Genomic DNA, 18,692 nt, shown 5'->3' on the forward strand with positions numbered 1-18,692 from the left:
GCCGCGATGAGCCTGCGCGGAGCGGCCCGGCGGGCGATCGTCCTGGACACCGTCCGGCAGGTCGAGGACCAGTTGGCGGGCCACGGAGTCGCCGTAACCGACGCCGCGCTGGACCTTCCCGTGGCGGCCCCCGGCCGCGCCCCGGACCTCGTGGTGGTGCCGGCGGGCACCCGGCCCGACGCCCGGGGCCGCTGGGCCTGGCACGACCTGGAGGCCGTGCTGGAGGTGGTCCCCGCAGCGGGCCCCCGCGGCGGCTCCGTGGAACGGCTGCGCCGGTACGCCGGGCACGGTGTCCCGGTGTACGTGGTGGTCGACCCCGCCGAGGGCGTCTGCACCGTGCACTCCGACCCGCAGCCCGCGGGCGCCTACCACCTGGCCGAGCGGGTGCCGTTCGGCGAGGACGTGAACGTGCAGCTGAAGGGCCGGACACTGGTCGTCGCCACCGGCGCCTTCCCGCGCGACCGGGACTGACCCCGCGACGGGACCCCGGCCGACCGGTCCGTCCGTGTGGTCGGCGATAGTGGACGGGTGAGTTCTCCCGCACCCAAGACCGGCCGCCGTTCGCTCGCCCTGATGCTGCTGCTGACCGCCGTCGGAGCCCTGCTCGTCCTGACCTCCACCGGCCGCACCTGGGCCGAGGGCGTCGTCTCCGGCACCGCCGGGGGCCGTCTGGAGGTCAGCGCCACCGGCTCCCGGCTGACCGGGCTGCCCACCGGGCTCGCACTGGCGGCGCTGGCCGCCGCGGTGGCCGTCTTCGCCGTCCGCGGCGCCGCCCGCACCGCCGTCGGCGTGCTCACCGCCCTGGCCGGCCTCGGCGTGGTCGCGGGCGCGGTGATCGGCGCCACCGACACCGCGGGACTCAACGCCGAGGCCGCCGGACGGCTGGCGCTGGCCGGCGCCCGCGCCGAGGAGATCAGCCGGACGGGCTGGCCCTGGGTGGCCGCTGCCGGCGGCGTGCTGCTGGCGGCGGCAGGCCTGCTGACCGTCCTGGCCGGGCGGGCCTGGCCCGCGATGGGCGCCCGCTACGAGGCGCCGACCCGCAAGGCCGCCGCCCGACCGCGGCCCACCGACAGCGCGGCCGAGCTGTGGAAGGCCCTCGACCGTGGCGAAGATCCCACCGGCTGACCCGGGGCCCGCCTTGGGGACGGGCGTGAGGGCCCGGCACAATGGAGGGGTCAACCCGTCGAGCGCCTCGTACCGCCCGGCCGGGAATCGGAGAACAAGGAGCACCAACAGATGTCGGCAGCAGCGCACGGCCACACTCCCGCCGCCTGGACCGGCGTGACCATCGCTTTCATCGGTTTCTCGGTCAGCGGCGTCGCCATGATCATCCCGAACGTGCTGCTCGTCGTCGCGGGCCTGGTGCTCGTGGTGGTGGCCGGCGTGGTCGGCAAGGCGATGTCGATGGCGGGCATGGGCAAGCAGCCGAGCCCGCACTTCGCCCCGGCCGCCGCCCCGGCCGTCGAGGAGCGCGCTTCCGTCAGCGCCGCCTGACCGCACGTCCGCCGACGCCCCCGATCACCGACGGTGACCGGGGGCGCGTGCGTTCCGCCCCGCGCCGCGCCTTCCGCGGGGCCTTCCGCGCAGGGCGGCGCCGGGGGAGGAGAATCGGCGCCGTGAGCGCTCCCGACCTCCCCGTCCCGCTCGGCCGCCGGCTGGCCCGCCCGCTGGCGGCCCTGGTGGCCGTCGCGCTGCCGACGGCCTACGTCGCCGCGGTCGACCCCAACGCGCCCGGCCACTACCCGACCTGCCCGGTGCTGCAGGCCACCGGCTGGTGGTGCCCCGGCTGCGGCGGTCTGCGCTGCGTCCACGCGCTGACCCACGGCGACCTGAACGCCGCGGGCCACGACAACCTGCTCGTCATGGTGCTGGCGGTGGCCGCCGCCGTGTTCTGGCTGCGCTGGCTGTGGGCCGCGCTCACCGGCGGCACCCCGCCGCGGTTCGCCGTCACCCTGCCGCAGACCGTCGTGCTGGCCGTGCTGCTGGTGGTCTTCACCGTGCTGCGCAACCTGTCGGCCGGGGCCGGGCTGGCACCGCCCCTGGTGTGAGCACGGGAGGCACCCGCCGCGACCCGCCCCCACCCGGTCCGCTCCGCGAGACGCACGCCGGGCGGATGCGCCCCGCGCCCACTGCTCCCGATACCATCGAAGAGCCAACGGGGGCGCGTACGCACGGGATCCTCACCGATCCGCGTGAAACGTCCCCGGCGGTTTGACCGCACAGCCAGGCCGGTGGGCACCGTTCCCCCCGGCACCTAGCCAGCAAATGATGGGGGCGCTCGCGTGAGTGTGCTCGACGAGATCATCGACGGGGTCCGTGAGGACCTCGCCGAGCGACAGGCCAGGGTGTCCCTCGACGAGCTCAAGGAGCTCGCCGCCAAGGCACCGGTGGCCAAGGACGGCGTGGCCGCGCTGCGCGGCGACGGCGTCCGGGTGATCTGCGAGGTCAAGCGCTCCAGCCCCTCCAAGGGCGCGCTGGCGGCGATCGCCGACCCGGCCGCCCTGGCGCTGGACTACGCGGCCGGCGGAGCCGCCGCGATCAGCGTGCTGACCGAGCAGCGCCGCTTCGGCGGCTCGCTCGCCGACCTCGACGCCGTCCGCGCCGCGGTCGACACCCCGGTCCTGCGCAAGGACTTCATCGTCACCGCGTACCAGCTGTGGGAGGCCCGCGCGCACGGCGCCGACCTCGCCCTGCTGATCGTCGCCGCCCTGGACCAGCCGGCCCTGGTCTCGCTCGTCGAGCGGGCCGAGTCGATCGGGCTGACCCCGCTGGTCGAGGTGCACGACGAGGAGGAGATCGCCCGCGCGGTGGACGCCGGCGCGAAGATCATCGGCGTCAACGCCCGCAACCTCAAGACCCTCGAGGTGGACCGCAACACCTTCGGCAACGTGGTCGACGCGATCCCGGCCGGGATCGTCAAGGTCGCCGAGTCCGGTGTCCGCGGCCCGCTCGACGTCATCCAGTACGCCAACCTCGGCGCCGACGCGGTGCTGGTCGGCGAGTCCCTGGTGACCGGCAGGGACCCGAAGGCCGCGGTGGCCGACCTGGTCGCCGCCGGCGCCCACCCGGCCCTCCGCCACAAGGGCTGACCGCTGCCGTGAAACTCGCCTCCCGCCTCGCCCCCGGCTGCCGCCCGCGCGGCTGCCGCGCGCCCGCGCGCCGGGTGCTGGGGCGGCGGGTGCGCTACGTGATCGGCTGCGAGCCCGGCCAGGTGCCGGGCCGTCGATGGCGCAGGACGCACGGCCGCTGACCGGCCGTCCCTCCTGCCATCCCATCGACCCAGAAGGACGCTTCACCATGTCCGAGAAGGACTACCTGCCGGGCGCCCACGTCCCGGACGCACGCGGCTACTTCGGCGCGTACGGCGGCCGCTTCATCCCGGAGGCGCTGGTCGCCGCCGTCGAGCAGGTCGCCGAGGAGTACGAGAAGGCCAAGACCGACCCGGCCTTCGCCGCCGAACTCGACGGCCTGCTGAAGGACTACACCGGCCGGCCGAGCCCGCTGACCGACGTGCGGCGGTTCTCCGCCGAGGCCGGCGGCGCGCGCATCCTGCTCAAGCGCGAGGACCTCAACCACACCGGCTCGCACAAGATCAACAACGTGCTGGGCCAGGCCCTGCTCACCAGGCGGATGGGCAAGACCCGGATCATCGCCGAGACCGGCGCCGGCCAGCACGGCGTGGCCACCGCCACCGCCTGCGCGCTGTTCGGCTTCGACTGCACCATCTACATGGGCGAGGTCGACACGCAGCGCCAGGCGCTGAACGTCGCCCGGATGCGCATGCTCGGCGCCGAGGTCGTCGCCGTGAAGTCCGGCAGCCGCACCCTCAAGGACGCCATCAACGAGGCGTTCCGCGACTGGGTCGCCAACGTCGACTCCACCCACTACCTCTTCGGCACCGTCGCCGGCCCGCACCCCTTCCCGATGATGGTCCGCGACTTCCACCGGGTCATCGGCGTGGAGGCCCGCGAGCAGGTCCTGGAGCGCACCGGCCGGCTGCCCGACGCGGTCGTCGCCTGCGTCGGCGGCGGCTCCAACGCCATGGGCATCTTCCACGAGTTCATCCCGGACGCCGGCGTCCGCCTGATCGGCTGCGAGGCCGCCGGCGAGGGCGCCGACACCCCGCGCCACGCCGCCACCCTCACCAAGGGCGACCCCGGCGTGCTGCACGGCTCGCGCACCTACGTCCTGCAGGACGAGGACGGCCAGACCATCGAGTCGCACTCCATCTCGGCCGGCCTGGACTACCCCGGCGTCGGCCCCGAGCACGCCTGGCTCAAGGACACCGGACGCGCCGAGTACCGCCCCGTCACCGACGACGCCGCCATGCAGGCGCTGCGCCTGCTGTCCCGCACCGAGGGCATCATCCCGGCCATCGAGAGCGCCCACGCGCTGGCCGGCGCCCTGGAGCTCGGCCGCGAGCTCGGCCCGGAGGCGACCGTCCTGGTCAGCCTCTCCGGCCGCGGCGACAAGGACATGCACACCGCAGCCGAGTACTTCGGCCTCTACGACCAGGCGAACACCGAGAGCGGCGAGGGCAAGTGACCATGGCATCCAAGCTCACCACCGTCCTGGCCGCGGCCAAGGCGGAGAACCGCGCCGCACTGATCGGCTACCTCCCGGCCGGCTTCCCGACCGTCGAGGGCGGCATCGCCGCCGTCAACGCCCTGGTCGAGGGCGGCTGCGACGTCGTCGAGATCGGCCTGCCGCACTCCGACCCGGTGCTGGACGGCCCGACCATCCAGACCGCCGACGACATCGCGCTGCGCGGCGGCGTCCGGATCAAGGACGTGCTGCACACCGTCGCCGAGGTCGCCGCCGCGCACCCCGGGGCCGCGGTGCTGGTCATGACCTACTGGAACCCGGTCGACCGGTACGGCGTCGCCCGGTTCGCCGCCGACCTGGCGGCCGCCGGGGGAGCGGGCTGCATCCTGCCCGACCTCCCGGTGGAGGAGTCCGAGGAGTGGCGCAAGGCGGCGGGCGAGCACGGTCTGGACACCGTGTTCGTGGTCGCCCCCAGCAGCAAGGACGCCCGCCTCGCCGAGGTCACCGCGGCCGGCTCCGGCTTCGTCTACGCGGCCGCGGTGATGGGCGTCACCGGCACCCGGGCCCAGGTCGGCGACCTCGCCGAGGACCTGGTCGCCCGCACCCGGGCCACCACCGACCTGCCGGTCTGCGTCGGCCTCGGCGTCTCCACCGCCGCCCAGGCCGCCGAGGTGGCGGGCTTCGCCGACGGCGTGATCGTCGGCTCCGCCTTCGTCCGGCGCATCCTGGACGCGGACGGCGACACCGAGGCGGCCCTCGGCGCCGTCCGCGCCCTCGCCGCCGACCTCGCGGAGGGCGTCCGCCGCCGGTAACCCGGCCCGCTCCGACCGACGGCCCGCCGCCTCGCACGAGGCGGCGGGCCGTCGTGGTTCCTCCGGCCCCGGAAATTCACCCGCACGAGTGGAGAGTGGAGGGCCGGCGCATCGGGTGCGGTTGACCCGCGTTGAGCGGAGGGACGGGTTGACGGTGCCGTCCGCACTCCGTGGTTCGTGCACCGCTCAACCGCCCCGACCGTCGAGAGGTCCGCCCGTGCCGTCCCTGCACCGTGCCGTCCTGATCCGTGCGGCGGCCGCCGCCCTCGCCCTCGGCACGGCCCTCGGGATGCAGACCGCCGCCGGCCAGGCGCTGGCCAGACGGGGTGCCGAACAGGCAGCCCGGGACGCCCGCGCCTGCGTCGGCCCGGCCGCCGCCCTCGCGGCGTTCGGCGAGCGGTCCCCGGGCCCGCACGGCCGCGAGCCCTCCGCCGCCGACGCGCCGGTCGGCCGCTGCGGCCGGACGGATCGTCAGGACCGTTAGAACAAGCCGGACATCACCCCCGAAAATCTCACCCTTTCGGCTTAATTCGCGAAAGCGGAGGAACTGCACTTCCTCCTCTACGGTTCATCCGTCAGGGGCCGCCGCCGCGGCGCCGCGCGCCGCAGCACACGGGCCGCACCGATGCCGTACCACGCCCAGGGGGAGACCGCATGGTCAGTCAGCAGACGATCCGGCCGCAGAGCGCCGGGGGGCTGCGCCGCGTCCTGGCCGGCCCGGCCTCCGAGTGGATCGGCCTGGCCGCCCGCCTCGGCCTGGCGGTGGTCTGGGGCTGGGCCGGGCTCGCCAAGATCTCCGACCCGGCCGAGGCGGCCCAGGCCGTCCGGGCCTACGAGATCCTGCCCGAGTCCCTGGTCAAGCCGGTCGGGTACGGCCTGCCGTTCCTGGAGCTCGCCCTGGCACTGCTGCTGCTGATCGGGCTGGGCACCCGGCTGGTCGCCGCGGTCTCGGCGCTGCTGCTGCTGGCCTTCATCGCCGGCATCGCCTCGGCCTGGGCCCGCGGCATCTCCATCGACTGCGGCTGCTTCGGCGGCGGCGGCACGGTCGACGCCTCCAAGACCGAGTACCTCCAGGAGATCCTCCGCGACACCGGCTTCCTGCTGCTCGCCCTCTGGCTGGTCCTCCGGCCCAGGACGAAGTTCTCGGCCGACGCCTGGCTCGCCGCCTGACCGCCCGCCCACCGCACTCCGCGCCCCACCCCTCCCCGCGGACACCCCGCATCCCTCCGACGACCCGGACACGGCCTTGGACACAGCACCCATGAGCGAGAAGAACCGAGAAGGCAAGCGCACCGCCCGCGAGCGGTTGCAACAGCAGCGGGCCGCCGACGAGGCCCGCGGCCGGCGCAAGAAGCAGCTCGTCGTCGGCGGCGTGGTGATCGGCGTGATCGCCGCCGCGGCGGTCACCGGCGTCGTGGTGCAGGACCAGCGCTCCAAGCCGGAGACCCCGACCGCCGCCCCGGCCGGCACCACCGGCGAGAAGAACCTCGTCATCCCCAGCGGCGCGGCCGACGCCCCCTCCGTCCTCACCGTCTACGAGGACCCGCGCTGCCCCGCCTGCGGCAGCTTCGAGCAGGCCTTCGCACAGACCGTCAACGAGCTGGAGGACGCGGGCAAGATCACCGCGAACTACCACATCGTCTCGTTCATCGACCGCTCGCTCGACGGCAAGGGCTCCAAGTACGGTGCCAACGCCCTGGCCTGCGCGCAGGACGCGGGCAAGTTCCGCGCCTACCACGACGTGCTCTACAAGAACCAGCCCGCCGAGACCAGCGACACCTTCGGCGACAAGGAGGCCCTGCTCGACCTCGCCAAGCAGGTCCCGGGCCTCGACACCCCCGCCTTCCGGGCCTGCGTCAACGACAACGAGTTCGGTGGCTGGGTCTCCGCCGTCCAGCAGGACTTCGACAAGTCCGGCTTCAAGTCCACGCCGACGGTGCTGCTCAACGGCACCCCGGTCTACCCGAAGAAGGGGGAGGAGCAGATCTCCCCGGAGAACCTCGTGAAGTGGGTCGACGAGGCCAACCAGGGCAAGAAGCCCGGCACCACCGGCTCGCAGGTGCCGAGCACCGCGCCGTCCCCCTGACGCACCCGGCCGCACCCCGCGGCCGCCGGCCGGGCACCCGCCGGCCGGCCGCCCCGCGACCGTTCGGAAGCTGTGACCCGCGCCGGTGCCCGCACCGCGCGCGCGACAGGGTAGCGTCGACCCTGCCATGGATCTCGCATACATCCCGAGCCCGTCGCGGGGCGTCCTCTACCTCGGACCGGTCCCGCTGCGCGCCTACGCGTTCTGCATCATCATCGGCGTCGTCGTCGCGGTCTGGCTCGGCAGCAGGCGCTGGGTCGCCCGGGGCGGTGCCAAGCACACGGTCGGCGACATCGCCGTCTGGGCCGTGCCCTTCGGCCTGATCGGCGGCCGGCTCTACCACGTGATCACCGACCATCAGCTGTACTTCGGTGACGGCCGGAACCCGTGGAACGCCTTCAAGATCTGGGAGGGCGGCCTCGGCATCTGGGGTGCGATCGCCCTCGGCGCGGTCGGCGCCTGGATCGGCTGCCGCCGCCGCGGCGTCCCGCTCCCCGCCTACGCCGACGCCATCGCGCCGGGCATCGCGCTCGCCCAGGCCTTCGGCCGCTGGGGCAACTGGTTCAACCAGGAGCTGTACGGCAAGCCGACCACGCTCCCCTGGGGCCTGGAGATCCACAAGGTGGAGGCCGACGGCACGGTCGTCGACGGCGTCTTCCACCCGACCTTCCTCTACGAGTCGCTCTGGTGCGTCGGCGTCGCCCTGCTGGTGATCTGGGCCGACCGCCGCTTCACCCTCGGCCACGGCCGGGCCTTCGCCCTGTACGTCGCCGCCTACACGGTGGGCCGGTTCTGGACCGAGTGGCTGCGGATCGACGAGGCGCACCACATCCTGGGCCTGCGCCTCAACGACTGGACCGCGATCGTGCTCTTCGTGGCGGCGGTCGTCTACCTGGTGGTGTCCTCCCGGCTGCGCCCCGGCCGGGAGGCGCCGGATTCGATCGACCCGGCCGCCCGCACCGCGGACGAGAAGGACGCCGCGTCCCAGCCCTCGGACAGCTCCCCGGGCGCCCAGCGCACCGCCGCCCCGGCCGACGCCGCCCCGGAGCAGCCCGCCTGACCTGCCCGAACGCCTGCCCGACGGCCGCCCGCCACCCCGTGTGGAGGGCGGCCGCCGGCATGTTCGGACAGCCTTACTTTGCTGGAAAGTCGCAGGTCAACGGGCTACGTTCGAACTCGTAGAGCCTGCGGGCAGCCCAGCTCCACGGCAGAGCCGCCGTGCCCGGCTGCGCAGGGGGGACGTCCGACAGGAGACCTGACAGCCATGAGCACCGCCATAGACCGGCCCGCCACCGGGGAGCCCAAGCCGCGCATCCCGGAGGACGGGCACCACCGTGACGTGAACGGCGGCTGGCTGCGGCCCGCCGTGTTCGGCGCGATGGACGGCCTGGTGTCCAACCTGGCGCTGGTGAGCGGTGTGGTCGGCGGCGACGTCGGCCGCAGCACGGTGATCCTCACCGGCCTGGCCGGCCTGGCCGCCGGCGCCTTCTCGATGGCGGCCGGGGAGTACACCTCGGTCGCCTCGCAGCGCGAGCTGGTCGAGGCCGAGATCGAGGCCGAGCGCCTGGAACTGAGCCGCAACCCGCACGGCGAGCTGGCCGAGCTCGCCCAGCTGTACGTGGCCAAGGGCGTCGAGCCGGAGCTGGCCCACGAGGTGGCCCGGCAGCTGTCCAGCGACCCGGAGCGGACGTTGGCCGTGCACGCCCGCGAGGAGCTGGGCGTGGACCCGGACGACCTGCCGTCGCCGGTCGTCGCCGCGGCCTCCTCCTTCGCCTGCTTCGCGCTGGGCGCGCTGCTGCCGCTGCTGCCGTACCTGCTGGGTGCGGCCTCGCTGTGGCCGGCCCTGGTGGTGGCGGCCGGCGGCCTGTTCCTGTGCGGGGCCGTGGTGGCCCGGGTGACCGCCCGCAGCTGGTGGTTCAGCGGCCTGCGCCAGCTGGCCCTGGGCGGCGCCGCCGCCGGCCTGACCTTCCTGCTGGGCCACCTCATCGGCGGCGCGGTCGGCTGACCTCGTGCGATGCCACAGGGCATCGCATGGGTATGCCGGGGCGTGCGTGACGTTCCACACATGGGCCGGTGGTCCATGCCTGTTCTACGCTCTCCCCGGCAGCTTCCGGCCCTCGATTCCATTCCGGTGCTCGTCCGTACGGGATGGAATCGCAGGCGCCGCCACCGCGGCCGTGTGGACGGGGCGTTTCGCCGCTGTTTCACCCGCGCGGCCGTTGGGCACACTGGTGGAAACACGCGCACCGTTGCGCGTTCTGCCGGGCCGGACCTACCAGCCGGTAACCGCCGCTGACCTGCAGGTTATGTCCGCCATGTGGACGCCCCGTTCCACTTCGCGGGATGTCCGGCATCATGTAACTTGCACGAAATCGCAGAGGGCCAACGTCGTCCCTTAATGCACCAAGCCCCTCCGGCTCCCGGCCGGGAGGTGCTCCCAAGCCAAAAGACGACGACGGGAGAGCCGATGCTGTCTGCATCCATGCACTCCGCCAACGAGCCCGTGCAGGCCAGCCGCCCGTACGCGCTCGTTCCGGATGCGCGACCTGCTGCTCAGGGCCTGTACGACCCGCGAAACGAGCACGACGCCTGCGGCGTCGGCTTCGTCGCCACGCTGACCGGCATCGCCGACCACACCGTTGTCGACCAGGCGCTCACCGTCCTGCGCAACCTGGAGCACCGCGGCGCCACCGGCGCCGAGCCGGACTCCGGTGACGGTGCGGGCATCCTGACCCAGGTCCCGGACGCCTTCCTGCGCTCCAAGGTCTCCTTCGAGCTGCCGGCCGCCGGCTCCTACGCCGTCGGCATCGCCTTCCTCCCCGACGAGGACGCCGCCGACGCCGCCGCGGTCGCCGCCATCGAGGCCGTCGCCGCCGAGGAGGGCCTGACCGTCCTCGGCTGGCGCGACGTCCCGGTCACCCCGGACCTGCTCGGCGCCACCGCCCGCTCGGTCATGCCGCGCTTCCGTCAGATCTTCGTCTCGCACGCCGAGAAGACCGGCATCGAGCTCGACCGGGTCGCCTTCGTCGTCCGCAAGCGCGCCGAGCGCGAGGCCGGCGTCTACTTCCCGTCGCTGTCCGCCCGCACCATCGTCTACAAGGGCATGCTGACCACCGGCCAGCTGGAGCCCTTCTTCCCCGACCTGTCGGACCGGCTCTACGCCTCCGCCGTCGGCCTGGTGCACTCGCGGTTCTCGACCAACACCTTCCCGAGCTGGCCGCTCGCCCACCCGTACCGCTTCGTCGCGCACAACGGCGAGATCAACACGGTCAAGGGCAACCGGAACTGGATGACCGCCCGCGAGTCCCAGCTCGCCACCGACCTCATCCCCGGCGACCTCGACCGGATCTTCCCGATCTGCACCCCGGACCACTCCGACTCCGCGTCCTTCGACGAGGTCCTGGAGCTGCTCCACCTCGGCGGCCGCTCGCTGCCGCACGCGGTGCTGATGATGATCCCGGAGGCGTGGGAGAACCACGCCACCATGGACCCGGCCCGCCGCGCGTTCTACCAGTACCACTCCAACCTGATGGAGCCCTGGGACGGCCCGGCCTGCGTCACCTTCACCGACGGCACCCAGATCGGCGCCGTCCTCGACCGCAACGGCCTGCGCCCCGCCCGCTACTGGATCACCGAGGACGGCCTGGTCGTCCTCTCCTCCGAGGTCGGCGTGCTCGACATCGACCAGGAGCGGGTCGCCAAGAAGGGCCGTCTGCAGCCCGGCAAGATGTTCCTGGTCGACACGGCCGAGGGCCGCATCGTCGAGGACGAGGAGATCAAGTCCGCCCTCGCCGCCGAGCACCCGTACGAGGAGTGGATCGCCGCCGGGCAGATCCAGCTCGCCAAGCTCCCCGAGCGCGAGCACATCGCCCACACCCACGCCTCGGTGACCCGCCGTCAGCAGACCTTCGGCTACACCGAGGAGGAGCTGCGCGTCATCCTGGCGCCGATGGCCAAGACCGGCGCCGAGGCGCTCGGCTCGATGGGCACCGACTCGCCGATCGCCGCGCTCTCCGAGAAGCCGCGCCTGCTGTTCGACTACTTCGTGCAGCTCTTCGCGCAGGTCACCAACCCGCCGCTGGACGCCATCCGCGAGGAGCTCGTCACCTCGCTGCTGAGCAACCTCGGCCCCGAGGGCAACCTGCTCGACGCGCAGCCCTCGCACTGCCGCTCCGTCGGCATCACCTTCCCGGTGATCGACAACGACGAGCTGGCCAAGCTCATCCACATCAACGCCGACGGCGACCAGCCCGGCCTGAAGGCCGTCACGCTGTCCGGCCTGTACAAGGTCTCCACCGGCGGGGCCGGCCTGGCCGCCCGCCTGGCCGAGATCGCCGCCGAGGCCGACGCCGCGATCGCCGACGGCGCCCGCATCGTCGTCCTCTCCGACCGCCACTCGGACGCCGAGCACGCGCCGATCCCGTCGCTGCTGCTCACCTCCGCGATCCACCACCACCTGATCCGCACCAAGCAGCGCACCCAGGTGTCCCTGATCGTCGAGGCCGGCGACGTCCGCGAGGTGCACCACGTCGCGCTGCTGGTCGGCTACGGCGCCGGCGCGGTCAACCCGTACCTGGCGATGGAGTCCGTCGAGGACCTGGTCGCCCAGGGCGTCTTCATCCAGGGCGTCGAGCCCGAGAAGGCGATCAAGAACCTGATCAAGGCGCTCGGCAAGGGCGTGCTCAAGGTCATGTCGAAGATGGGCATCTCCACCGTGGCCTCGTACCGCGGCGCCCAGGTCTTCGAGGCGATCGGCCTCTCCCAGGAGCTGGTCGACAACTACTTCGCCGGCACCACCACCAAGCTCGGCGGCATCGGCCTGGACGAGATCGCCAAGGAGACCGCCGCCCGCCACGCCAAGGCCTACCCGGCCTCCGGCATCCCGGCCGCGCACCGCGCGCTGGAGATCGGCGGCGAGTACCAGTGGCGCCGCGAGGGCGAGCCGCACCTGTTCGACCCGGACACGGTCTTCCGCCTGCAGCACTCCACCCGCAACAAGCGGTACGACATCTTCAAGCAGTACACCTCCCGGGTGAACGAGCAGTCCGAGCGCCTGATGACGCTGCGCGGCCTGTTCAAGCTGGACGCCAAGGACCGCACCCCGATCTCGATCGACGAGGTCGAGCCGGTCTCCGAGATCGTCAAGCGCTTCTCCACCGGCGCCATGTCGTACGGCTCCATCTCGCGCGAGGCGCACGAGACCCTCGCCATCGCGATGAACCGCCTCGGCGGCAAGTCCAACACCGGTGAGGGCGGCGAGGACCCGGACCGCCTGTACGACCCGGAGCGCCGCTCCGCGATCAAGCAGGTCGCCTCCGGCCGCTTCGGCGTCACCAGCGAGTACCTGGTCAACGCGGACGACATCCAGATCAAGATGGCCCAGGGCGCCAAGCCCGGCGAGGGCGGCCAGCTGCCCGGCCACAAGGTGTACCCGTGGGTCGCCAAGACCCGGCACTCCACCCCGGGTGTCGGCCTGATCTCCCCGCCGCCGCACCACGACATCTACTCCATCGAGGACCTGGCTCAGCTGATCCACGACCTCAAGAACGCCAACCCGCAGGCCCGCATCCACGTGAAGCTGGTCTCCGAGGTCGGCGTCGGCACCGTCGCCGCGGGCGTCTCCAAGGCGCACGCCGACGTGGTGCTGGTCTCCGGCCACGACGGCGGCACCGGCGCCTCGCCGCTGACCTCGCTCAAGCACGCGGGCGGCCCCTGGGAGCTCGGCCTCGCCGAGACCCAGCAGACCCTGCTGCTGAACGGCCTGCGCGACCGCATCGTCGTGCAGACCGACGGCCAGCTGAAGACCGGCCGCGACGTCGTCATCGCCGCCCTGCTGGGCGCCGAGGAGTTCGGCTTCGCGACCGCCCCGCTGGTGGTCTCCGGCTGCATCATGATGCGCGTCTGCCACCTGGACACCTGCCCGGTCGGCGTCGCCACCCAGAACCCGGTGCTCCGCGACCGCTTCTCCGGCAAGCCGGAGTTCGTGGTGAACTTCTTCGAGTTCATCGCCGAGGAGGTCCGCGAGATCCTCGCCGAGCTGGGCTTCCGCTCGATCGAGGAGGCCGTCGGCCACGCCGAGCACATCGACGCGGCCGCCGCCGTCGACCACTGGAAGGCCGCCGGCCTCGACCTGGCGCCGCTCTTCCACGTGCCCGAGCTCCCCGAGGGCGCGGCCCTGCACAACACCACCGTGCAGGACCACTCGCTCGACAAGGCGCTCGACAACCAGCTCGTCGAGCTGGCCGAGGACGCCCTGGAGCGCGGCGACGCCGTCCGCATCCAGCTGCCGATCCGCAACGTCAACCGCACCGTCGGCACCATGCTCGGCTACGAGGTGACCAAGCGGTACCGCGGCGAGGGCCTGCCCGAGGGCACCATCGACGTCACCTTCACCGGCTCCGCCGGCCAGTCGTTCGGCGCCTTCGTGCCGAAGGGCATCACGCTGCGGCTGGAGGGCGACGCCAACGACTACGTCGGCAAGGGCCTGTCCGGCGGCGTCGTGGTCGTCCGCCCGGCCCGCGACGCCGCGGCCATCGGCGCCGACGCCCAGAACCACGTCATCGCCGGCAACACCATCGGGTACGGTGCCACCAGCGGCCGCATCCACCTCCGCGGCAAGGCCGGCGAGCGCTTCGCCGTCCGCAACTCCGGTGCCACACTGGTCGTCGAGGGCGTGGGCGACCACGGCCTCGAGTACATGACCGGCGGCCGGGTCGTCGTCCTCGGCGAGACCGGGCGCAACCTGGCAGCGGGCATGTCCGGCGGCATCGCGTACGTCCTCGACCTGCGCCCGGCCAATGTCAACGGCGGCATGGTCGGCATCGAGGCCCCGGACGCCAAGGACCGCGACTGGCTGCGCGAGACCGTGCAGCAGCACTACGAGGAGACCGGCTCCACCGTGGCCGCCGAGCTCCTCGCCGACTGGGGCAGCGGCGTCTCCCGCTTCTCCAAGATCATGCCCACCGACTACAAGGCTGTGCTCGCCGCCAAGGATGCCGCTGAGCGCGACGGGCTCTCCGAGTCCGAGACCACTCGCAAGATGATGGAGGCGGCACATGGCTGACCCGAAGGGCTTCCTGACCACCCCGAAGCAGCTGGCCGAGCGCCGTCCCGTCGACGTCCGTCTGCGGGACTGGAACGAGGTCTACGTCGAGCGCAGCCTCCTGCCGATCATCACCAAGCAGGCCGGCCGCTGCATGGACTGCGGCATCCCGTTCTGCCACAACGGCTGCCCGCTCGGGAACCTCATCCCCGAGTGGAACGACCTCGCCTACCGGGACGACTGGACGGGCGCCATCGAGCGCCTGCACGCCACCAACAACTTCCCGGAGTTCACCGGCCGCCTCTGCCCGGCGCCCTGTGAGTCGGCCTGCGTCCTCGGCATCAACCAGGACGCGGTGACCATCAAGAACGTCGAGGTCACCATCATCGACAAGGCCTGGGACCGCGGCGGCGTCACCCCGCAGGTCCCGGAGCGCCTGTCCGGCAAGACCGTGGCCGTCGTCGGCTCCGGCCCGGCCGGCCTGGCCGCCGCCCAGCAGCTCACCCGGGCCGGCCACACCGTGGTCGTGTACGAGCGCGCCGACCGCATCGGCGGCCTGCTGCGCTACGGCATCCCCGAGTTCAAGATGGAGAAGCGGCACATCAACCGCCGCATCGAGCAGATGCGCGCGGAGGGCACCCGCTTCCGCACCGGCGTCCACGTCGGCGAGGACATCACCGGCCAGCAGCTGCGCGAGCGCTTCGACGCGGTCGTCATCGCGGCCGGCGCCACCACCGCCCGCGACCTGCCCGTCCCGGGCCGGGAGCTGGCCGGCATCCACCAGGCCATGGAGTACCTGCCGCTCGCCAACAAGGTGCAGGAGGGCGACTACGTCGACTCCCCGATCAGCGCCAAGGGCAAGCACGTGGTCGTCATCGGCGGCGGCGACACCGGCGCGGACTGCGTCGGCACCGCCCACCGCCAGGGCGCGGCCTCGGTCACCCAGCTGGAGATCATGCCGCGGCCCAGCGAGGAGCGCCCCGGCCACCAGCCCTGGCCGACCATGCCGATGACCTACAAGGTCACCTCCGCGCACGAGGAGGGCGGCGAGCGGATCTACTCCGTCTCCACCACCCACTTCAGCGGCGACGAGGACGGCAACGTCCAGCAGCTCCACCTCGTCGAGGTCGAGTTCAAGGACGGCAGGTTCGAGCAGGTGCCCGGCAGCGAGCGCGCCATCCCGGCCCAGCTCGTCACCCTGGCCATGGGCTTCACCGGCACCGACGTCAAGAACGGCCTGGTCGAGCAGCTCGGCGTCGAGCTGGACAACCGCGGCAACGTCGCCCGTGACGGCAAGTTCGCCACCAACGTCGAGGGCGTGTACGTTTGCGGTGACGCCGGCCGAGGCCAGTCGCTCATCGTCTGGGCGATCGCCGAGGGCCGGTCCACCGCGGCAGCGGTGGACAAGTTCCTGGGCGGCAAGACCCCGCTGCCCGCGCCGATCCGCCCCACCGACCGCCCCCTGGTGGTCTGACACACCCGAACTACCGGAGACAACTCCGGCTGCAGTACACCGCGACCCGCCAGAGCCGCCGGGACCATGCGGTTGCAGCGCCTGCCCACTCCCCGACCAGTTGGGGGCAGGCGCTGCCTGCTGTTCGGACGCCGACGGTCCCTGCCGGGCACGCAGCCGACGGCTTTCCTGGCAATCGGCTGGGAGCGGCGCGGCGCACCCTTCCGGCTGTCGTACCCGGGTGGCAGACTGCGCCCGACGGGCAACTGCCCCACCGGACATGGAGGTCGGCGCGATGAGCATGCTCCACACGGGCGGCGGGGTCACCGCGCACCGGCTGCTGCTGGGCTCCCAGCTGCGGCGGCTGCGCGAGGCCCGCGGCGTGACCCGCGAGGAGGCCGGTTACTCGATCCGCGCGTCCGAGTCGAAGATCAGCCGGATGGAACTCGGCCGGGTCGGCTTCAAGGAGCGCGACGTCGCCGACCTGCTCACCCTCTACGGCGTCGACCAGGGCGAGGAGCGCACCACCCTGCTCGGCCTGATCGCCGAGGCCAACGCCGTCTCCTGGTGGCACGGGTACGAGGACGTCGTCCCGACCTGGTTCCACACCTACCTCGGCCTCGAGGAGGCCGCCGCCTCGATCGCCAGCTACGAGATCCAGTTCGTCCCCGGGCTGCTGCAGACCGAGGCCTACGCCCGCGCCGTCGTCCTGCTCGGCCGCCACAACGCCACCCCGCAGGAGGTCGACCGCCGGGTCGCCGTCCGGATGCGCCGCCAGCAGCTGCTCGCCTCCGGCCGGGCACCCGCCCTGCACGCCGTCATCGACGAGGCGGCGCTGCGCCGCCCCTGCGGCGGGCCGCAGGTGATGCGCGGCCAGCTGGAGCACCTGATCTCCGCCGCCGGCCGGCCGGAGGTCGTGCTGCAGGTGGTGCCGCTCGGCACCGACCTGCCCGGGGCCGAGGCCGGCGCCTTCTCGGTGCTCGGCTTCGCCGAACCGGAGCTGCCCGACGTCGTCTACCTGGAGCAGTTCACCAGCGCCCTGTACCTGGACCGGCCCGCCGAGGTCGCCGAGTACACCGCCGCCCTGCAGCGGCTCAGCGAGGCCAGCCTCACCCCCGAGGATTCACTGGCACTTCTCCGCTCCGTTCTCGGAGACATCTGATCGCCGGTCAGTAGGATGAGATTCCGTCAAATCCGTTCGCCCGGACGGAACTCATCGAAAGGCAGCGGATGTCTCACTTCACGGAACTGTCGCAGCAGTACATCGACGGCGTGTGGCGCACCGGCAGCGGCTCGTGGGACATCGTCGACATCAACCCGTACAACGGGGAGAAGCTCGCCTCCATCACCGTCGCCACCGCCGCCGAGGTCGACCAGGCCTACCGGGCCGCCGAACGCGCCCAGCGCACCTGGGCCTCCACCAACCCCTACACCCGGCGCCTGGTGTTCGAGCGCGCCCTGCGCCTCCTCGAGGAGCGCGAGCAGGAGATCACCGACACCATCATCGCCGAGCTCGGCGGCACCCGCCTCAAGGCCGGCTTCGAGATCTCCCTCTCCAAGGACATGCTCCGCGAGTGCATGCAGCTCTCGCTGCGCGCCGAGGGCCGCATCCTGCCCTCCCCGGTCGACGGCAAGGAGAACCGCCTCTACCGCCTGCCCGTCGGCGTCGTCGGCGTGATCAGCCCCTTCAACTTCCCGCTGTTCCTCTCCCTCAAGGCCGTCGCCCCCGCGCTCGCCCTCGGCAACGGCGTCGTCCTCAAGCCCCACCAGGACGCCCCGATCACCGGCGGCACCCTGATCGCCAAGCTCCTCGAGGACGCCGGCCTGCCCGCCGGCCTGCTCAACGTCGTCCTCACCGACATCGCCGAGATCGGCGACGCCTTCATCGAGCACCCCGTCCCCAAGGTCATCGCCTTCACCGGCTCCGACACCGTCGGCCGGCACGTCGCCACCGTCGCCGCCTCCCACTTCAAGCGCTCCGTCCTCGAACTCGGCGGCAACAGCGCCCTGATCGTCCTCGACGACGCCGACCTCGACTACGCCGTGGACGCCGCCGTCTTCAGCCGCTTCGCCCACCAGGGCCAGGTCTGCATGGCCGCCAACCGCGTCCTCGTCGACCGCTCCGTCCTCGACGAGTTCACCACCCGGTTCGTCGCCAAGATCCGCACCCTCACCGTCGGCGACCCCCAGGACCCGGCCACCGACATCGGCCCGCTCATCAACACCGCCCAGGCCGACTCCGTCACCGCCCAGGTCGACCAGGCCGTCGCCGACGGCGCCGAGGTCCTGCTCCGCGGCTCCACCGTCGGCACCCTGATGGACCCGGTCGTCCTCACCGGCGTGCCCCACGACGCCCCCGTGCTGCGCCGCGAGATCTTCGGCCCGGTCGTCGTCGTGGTGCCCTTCGACGGCGACGAGGAGGCCGTGGAGATCGCCAACGACACCCCGTTCGGCCTCAGCGGCGCCGTCCACACCGGCGACATCGAGCGCGGCGTCCGGCTCGCCCAGCGGATCGAGACCGGCATGATCCACATCAACGACGGCACCATCGCCGACGAGCCGATCGTGCCCTTCGGCGGCGAGAAGAACTCCGGCGTCGGCCGCCTCAACGGCGACGCCACCGTGGAGGCCTTCACCACCGTCAAGTGGATCTCCATCCAGCACGGCCGCAGCCGCTTCCCGTTCTGACCCGGCTCCCGAGGCGACCCGCCGTCGGCCGGGGCCCCTGTCGGCCCCGGCCGGTAGCGTGCGCAC

The 18,692-nt window shown here is 72.8% G+C and carries 16 protein-coding genes; all 16 read left to right on the forward strand.

Annotation, left to right across the window (positions count from 1 at the left end):
• Window positions 1-6 precede the first annotated feature (6 nt).
• The 16 genes from AB0M03_RS11810 (at window position 7) to AB0M03_RS11885 (ending at window position 18,626) form a co-directional block, all read left to right on the forward strand.
• A complete protein-coding gene (locus AB0M03_RS11810; protein WP_363491112.1) occupies window positions 7-471 on the forward strand; it encodes a Uma2 family endonuclease in 465 nt (154 codons plus the stop codon).
• A gap of 57 nt (window positions 472-528) precedes the next feature.
• Entirely contained in the window at window positions 529-1,125 is a 597-nt protein-coding gene (locus AB0M03_RS11815; protein WP_363491114.1) for a TIGR02234 family membrane protein, read from the forward strand.
• 111 nt (window positions 1,126-1,236) lie between these two features.
• The gene (locus AB0M03_RS11820) at window positions 1,237-1,494 is read left to right on the forward strand and encodes an HGxxPAAW family protein (RefSeq protein ID WP_363491116.1); all 258 of its coding nucleotides are present in this window, start codon (window positions 1,237-1,239) and stop codon (window positions 1,492-1,494) included.
• A gap of 122 nt (window positions 1,495-1,616) precedes the next feature.
• Window positions 1,617-2,048, forward strand: a complete 432-nt coding sequence (locus AB0M03_RS11825) for a DUF2752 domain-containing protein (protein WP_363491118.1) — start codon at window positions 1,617-1,619, stop codon at window positions 2,046-2,048.
• Between the two features lie 234 nt (window positions 2,049-2,282).
• Window positions 2,283-3,089, forward strand: coding sequence for an indole-3-glycerol phosphate synthase TrpC (trpC, locus tag AB0M03_RS11830; RefSeq protein WP_363491120.1), 807 nt, complete (start codon window positions 2,283-2,285; stop codon window positions 3,087-3,089).
• 208 nt (window positions 3,090-3,297) lie between these two features.
• Window positions 3,298-4,545 carry a tryptophan synthase subunit beta gene (gene trpB / locus AB0M03_RS11835; protein WP_363491122.1) on the forward strand — a complete coding sequence of 416 codons (1,248 nt, stop codon included), beginning with the start codon at window positions 3,298-3,300 and terminating at the stop codon, window positions 4,543-4,545.
• 2 nt (window positions 4,546-4,547) lie between these two features.
• Window positions 4,548-5,357 (forward strand): tryptophan synthase subunit alpha, encoded by an 810-nt coding sequence (gene trpA / locus AB0M03_RS11840; protein ID WP_363491124.1) that lies wholly within the window; start codon window positions 4,548-4,550, stop codon window positions 5,355-5,357.
• A gap of 217 nt (window positions 5,358-5,574) precedes the next feature.
• Window positions 5,575-5,841 (forward strand): hypothetical protein, encoded by a 267-nt coding sequence (locus AB0M03_RS11845; RefSeq protein ID WP_363491126.1) that lies wholly within the window; start codon window positions 5,575-5,577, stop codon window positions 5,839-5,841.
• 170 nt (window positions 5,842-6,011) lie between these two features.
• Window positions 6,012-6,527 (forward strand): MauE/DoxX family redox-associated membrane protein, encoded by a 516-nt coding sequence (locus AB0M03_RS11850; RefSeq protein WP_363491128.1) that lies wholly within the window; start codon window positions 6,012-6,014, stop codon window positions 6,525-6,527.
• A gap of 91 nt (window positions 6,528-6,618) precedes the next feature.
• Complete coding sequence (locus AB0M03_RS11855) at window positions 6,619-7,443, forward strand: thioredoxin domain-containing protein (RefSeq protein ID WP_363491130.1); 825 nt, start codon at window positions 6,619-6,621, stop codon at window positions 7,441-7,443.
• A gap of 127 nt (window positions 7,444-7,570) precedes the next feature.
• Window positions 7,571-8,503, forward strand: a complete 933-nt coding sequence (gene lgt, locus AB0M03_RS11860) for a prolipoprotein diacylglyceryl transferase (protein WP_363491132.1) — start codon at window positions 7,571-7,573, stop codon at window positions 8,501-8,503.
• Window positions 8,504-8,707: 204 nt separating this feature from the next.
• Window positions 8,708-9,448 (forward strand): VIT1/CCC1 transporter family protein, encoded by a 741-nt coding sequence (locus AB0M03_RS11865; protein WP_363491134.1) that lies wholly within the window; start codon window positions 8,708-8,710, stop codon window positions 9,446-9,448.
• 477 nt (window positions 9,449-9,925) lie between these two features.
• A complete protein-coding gene (gene gltB, locus AB0M03_RS11870) occupies window positions 9,926-14,506 on the forward strand; it encodes a glutamate synthase large subunit (RefSeq protein ID WP_363491245.1) in 4,581 nt (1,526 codons plus the stop codon).
• Window positions 14,499-15,959 (forward strand): glutamate synthase subunit beta, encoded by a 1,461-nt coding sequence (locus tag AB0M03_RS11875; RefSeq protein WP_363491136.1) that lies wholly within the window; start codon window positions 14,499-14,501, stop codon window positions 15,957-15,959. The genes gltB and AB0M03_RS11875 overlap by 8 nt, the downstream gene beginning before the upstream one ends.
• Window positions 15,960-16,233: 274 nt before the next feature.
• Window positions 16,234-17,100, forward strand: a complete 867-nt coding sequence (locus tag AB0M03_RS11880) for a helix-turn-helix transcriptional regulator (protein WP_363491138.1) — start codon at window positions 16,234-16,236, stop codon at window positions 17,098-17,100.
• Window positions 17,101-17,168: 68 nt separating this feature from the next.
• Complete coding sequence (locus tag AB0M03_RS11885) at window positions 17,169-18,626, forward strand: aldehyde dehydrogenase family protein (RefSeq protein WP_363491140.1); 1,458 nt, start codon at window positions 17,169-17,171, stop codon at window positions 18,624-18,626.
• Window positions 18,627-18,692: the final 66 nt, after the last annotated feature.

This window comes from Kitasatospora sp. NPDC051914 (assembly GCF_040680995.1).
Classification (GTDB): domain Bacteria; phylum Actinomycetota; class Actinomycetes; order Streptomycetales; family Streptomycetaceae; genus Kitasatospora.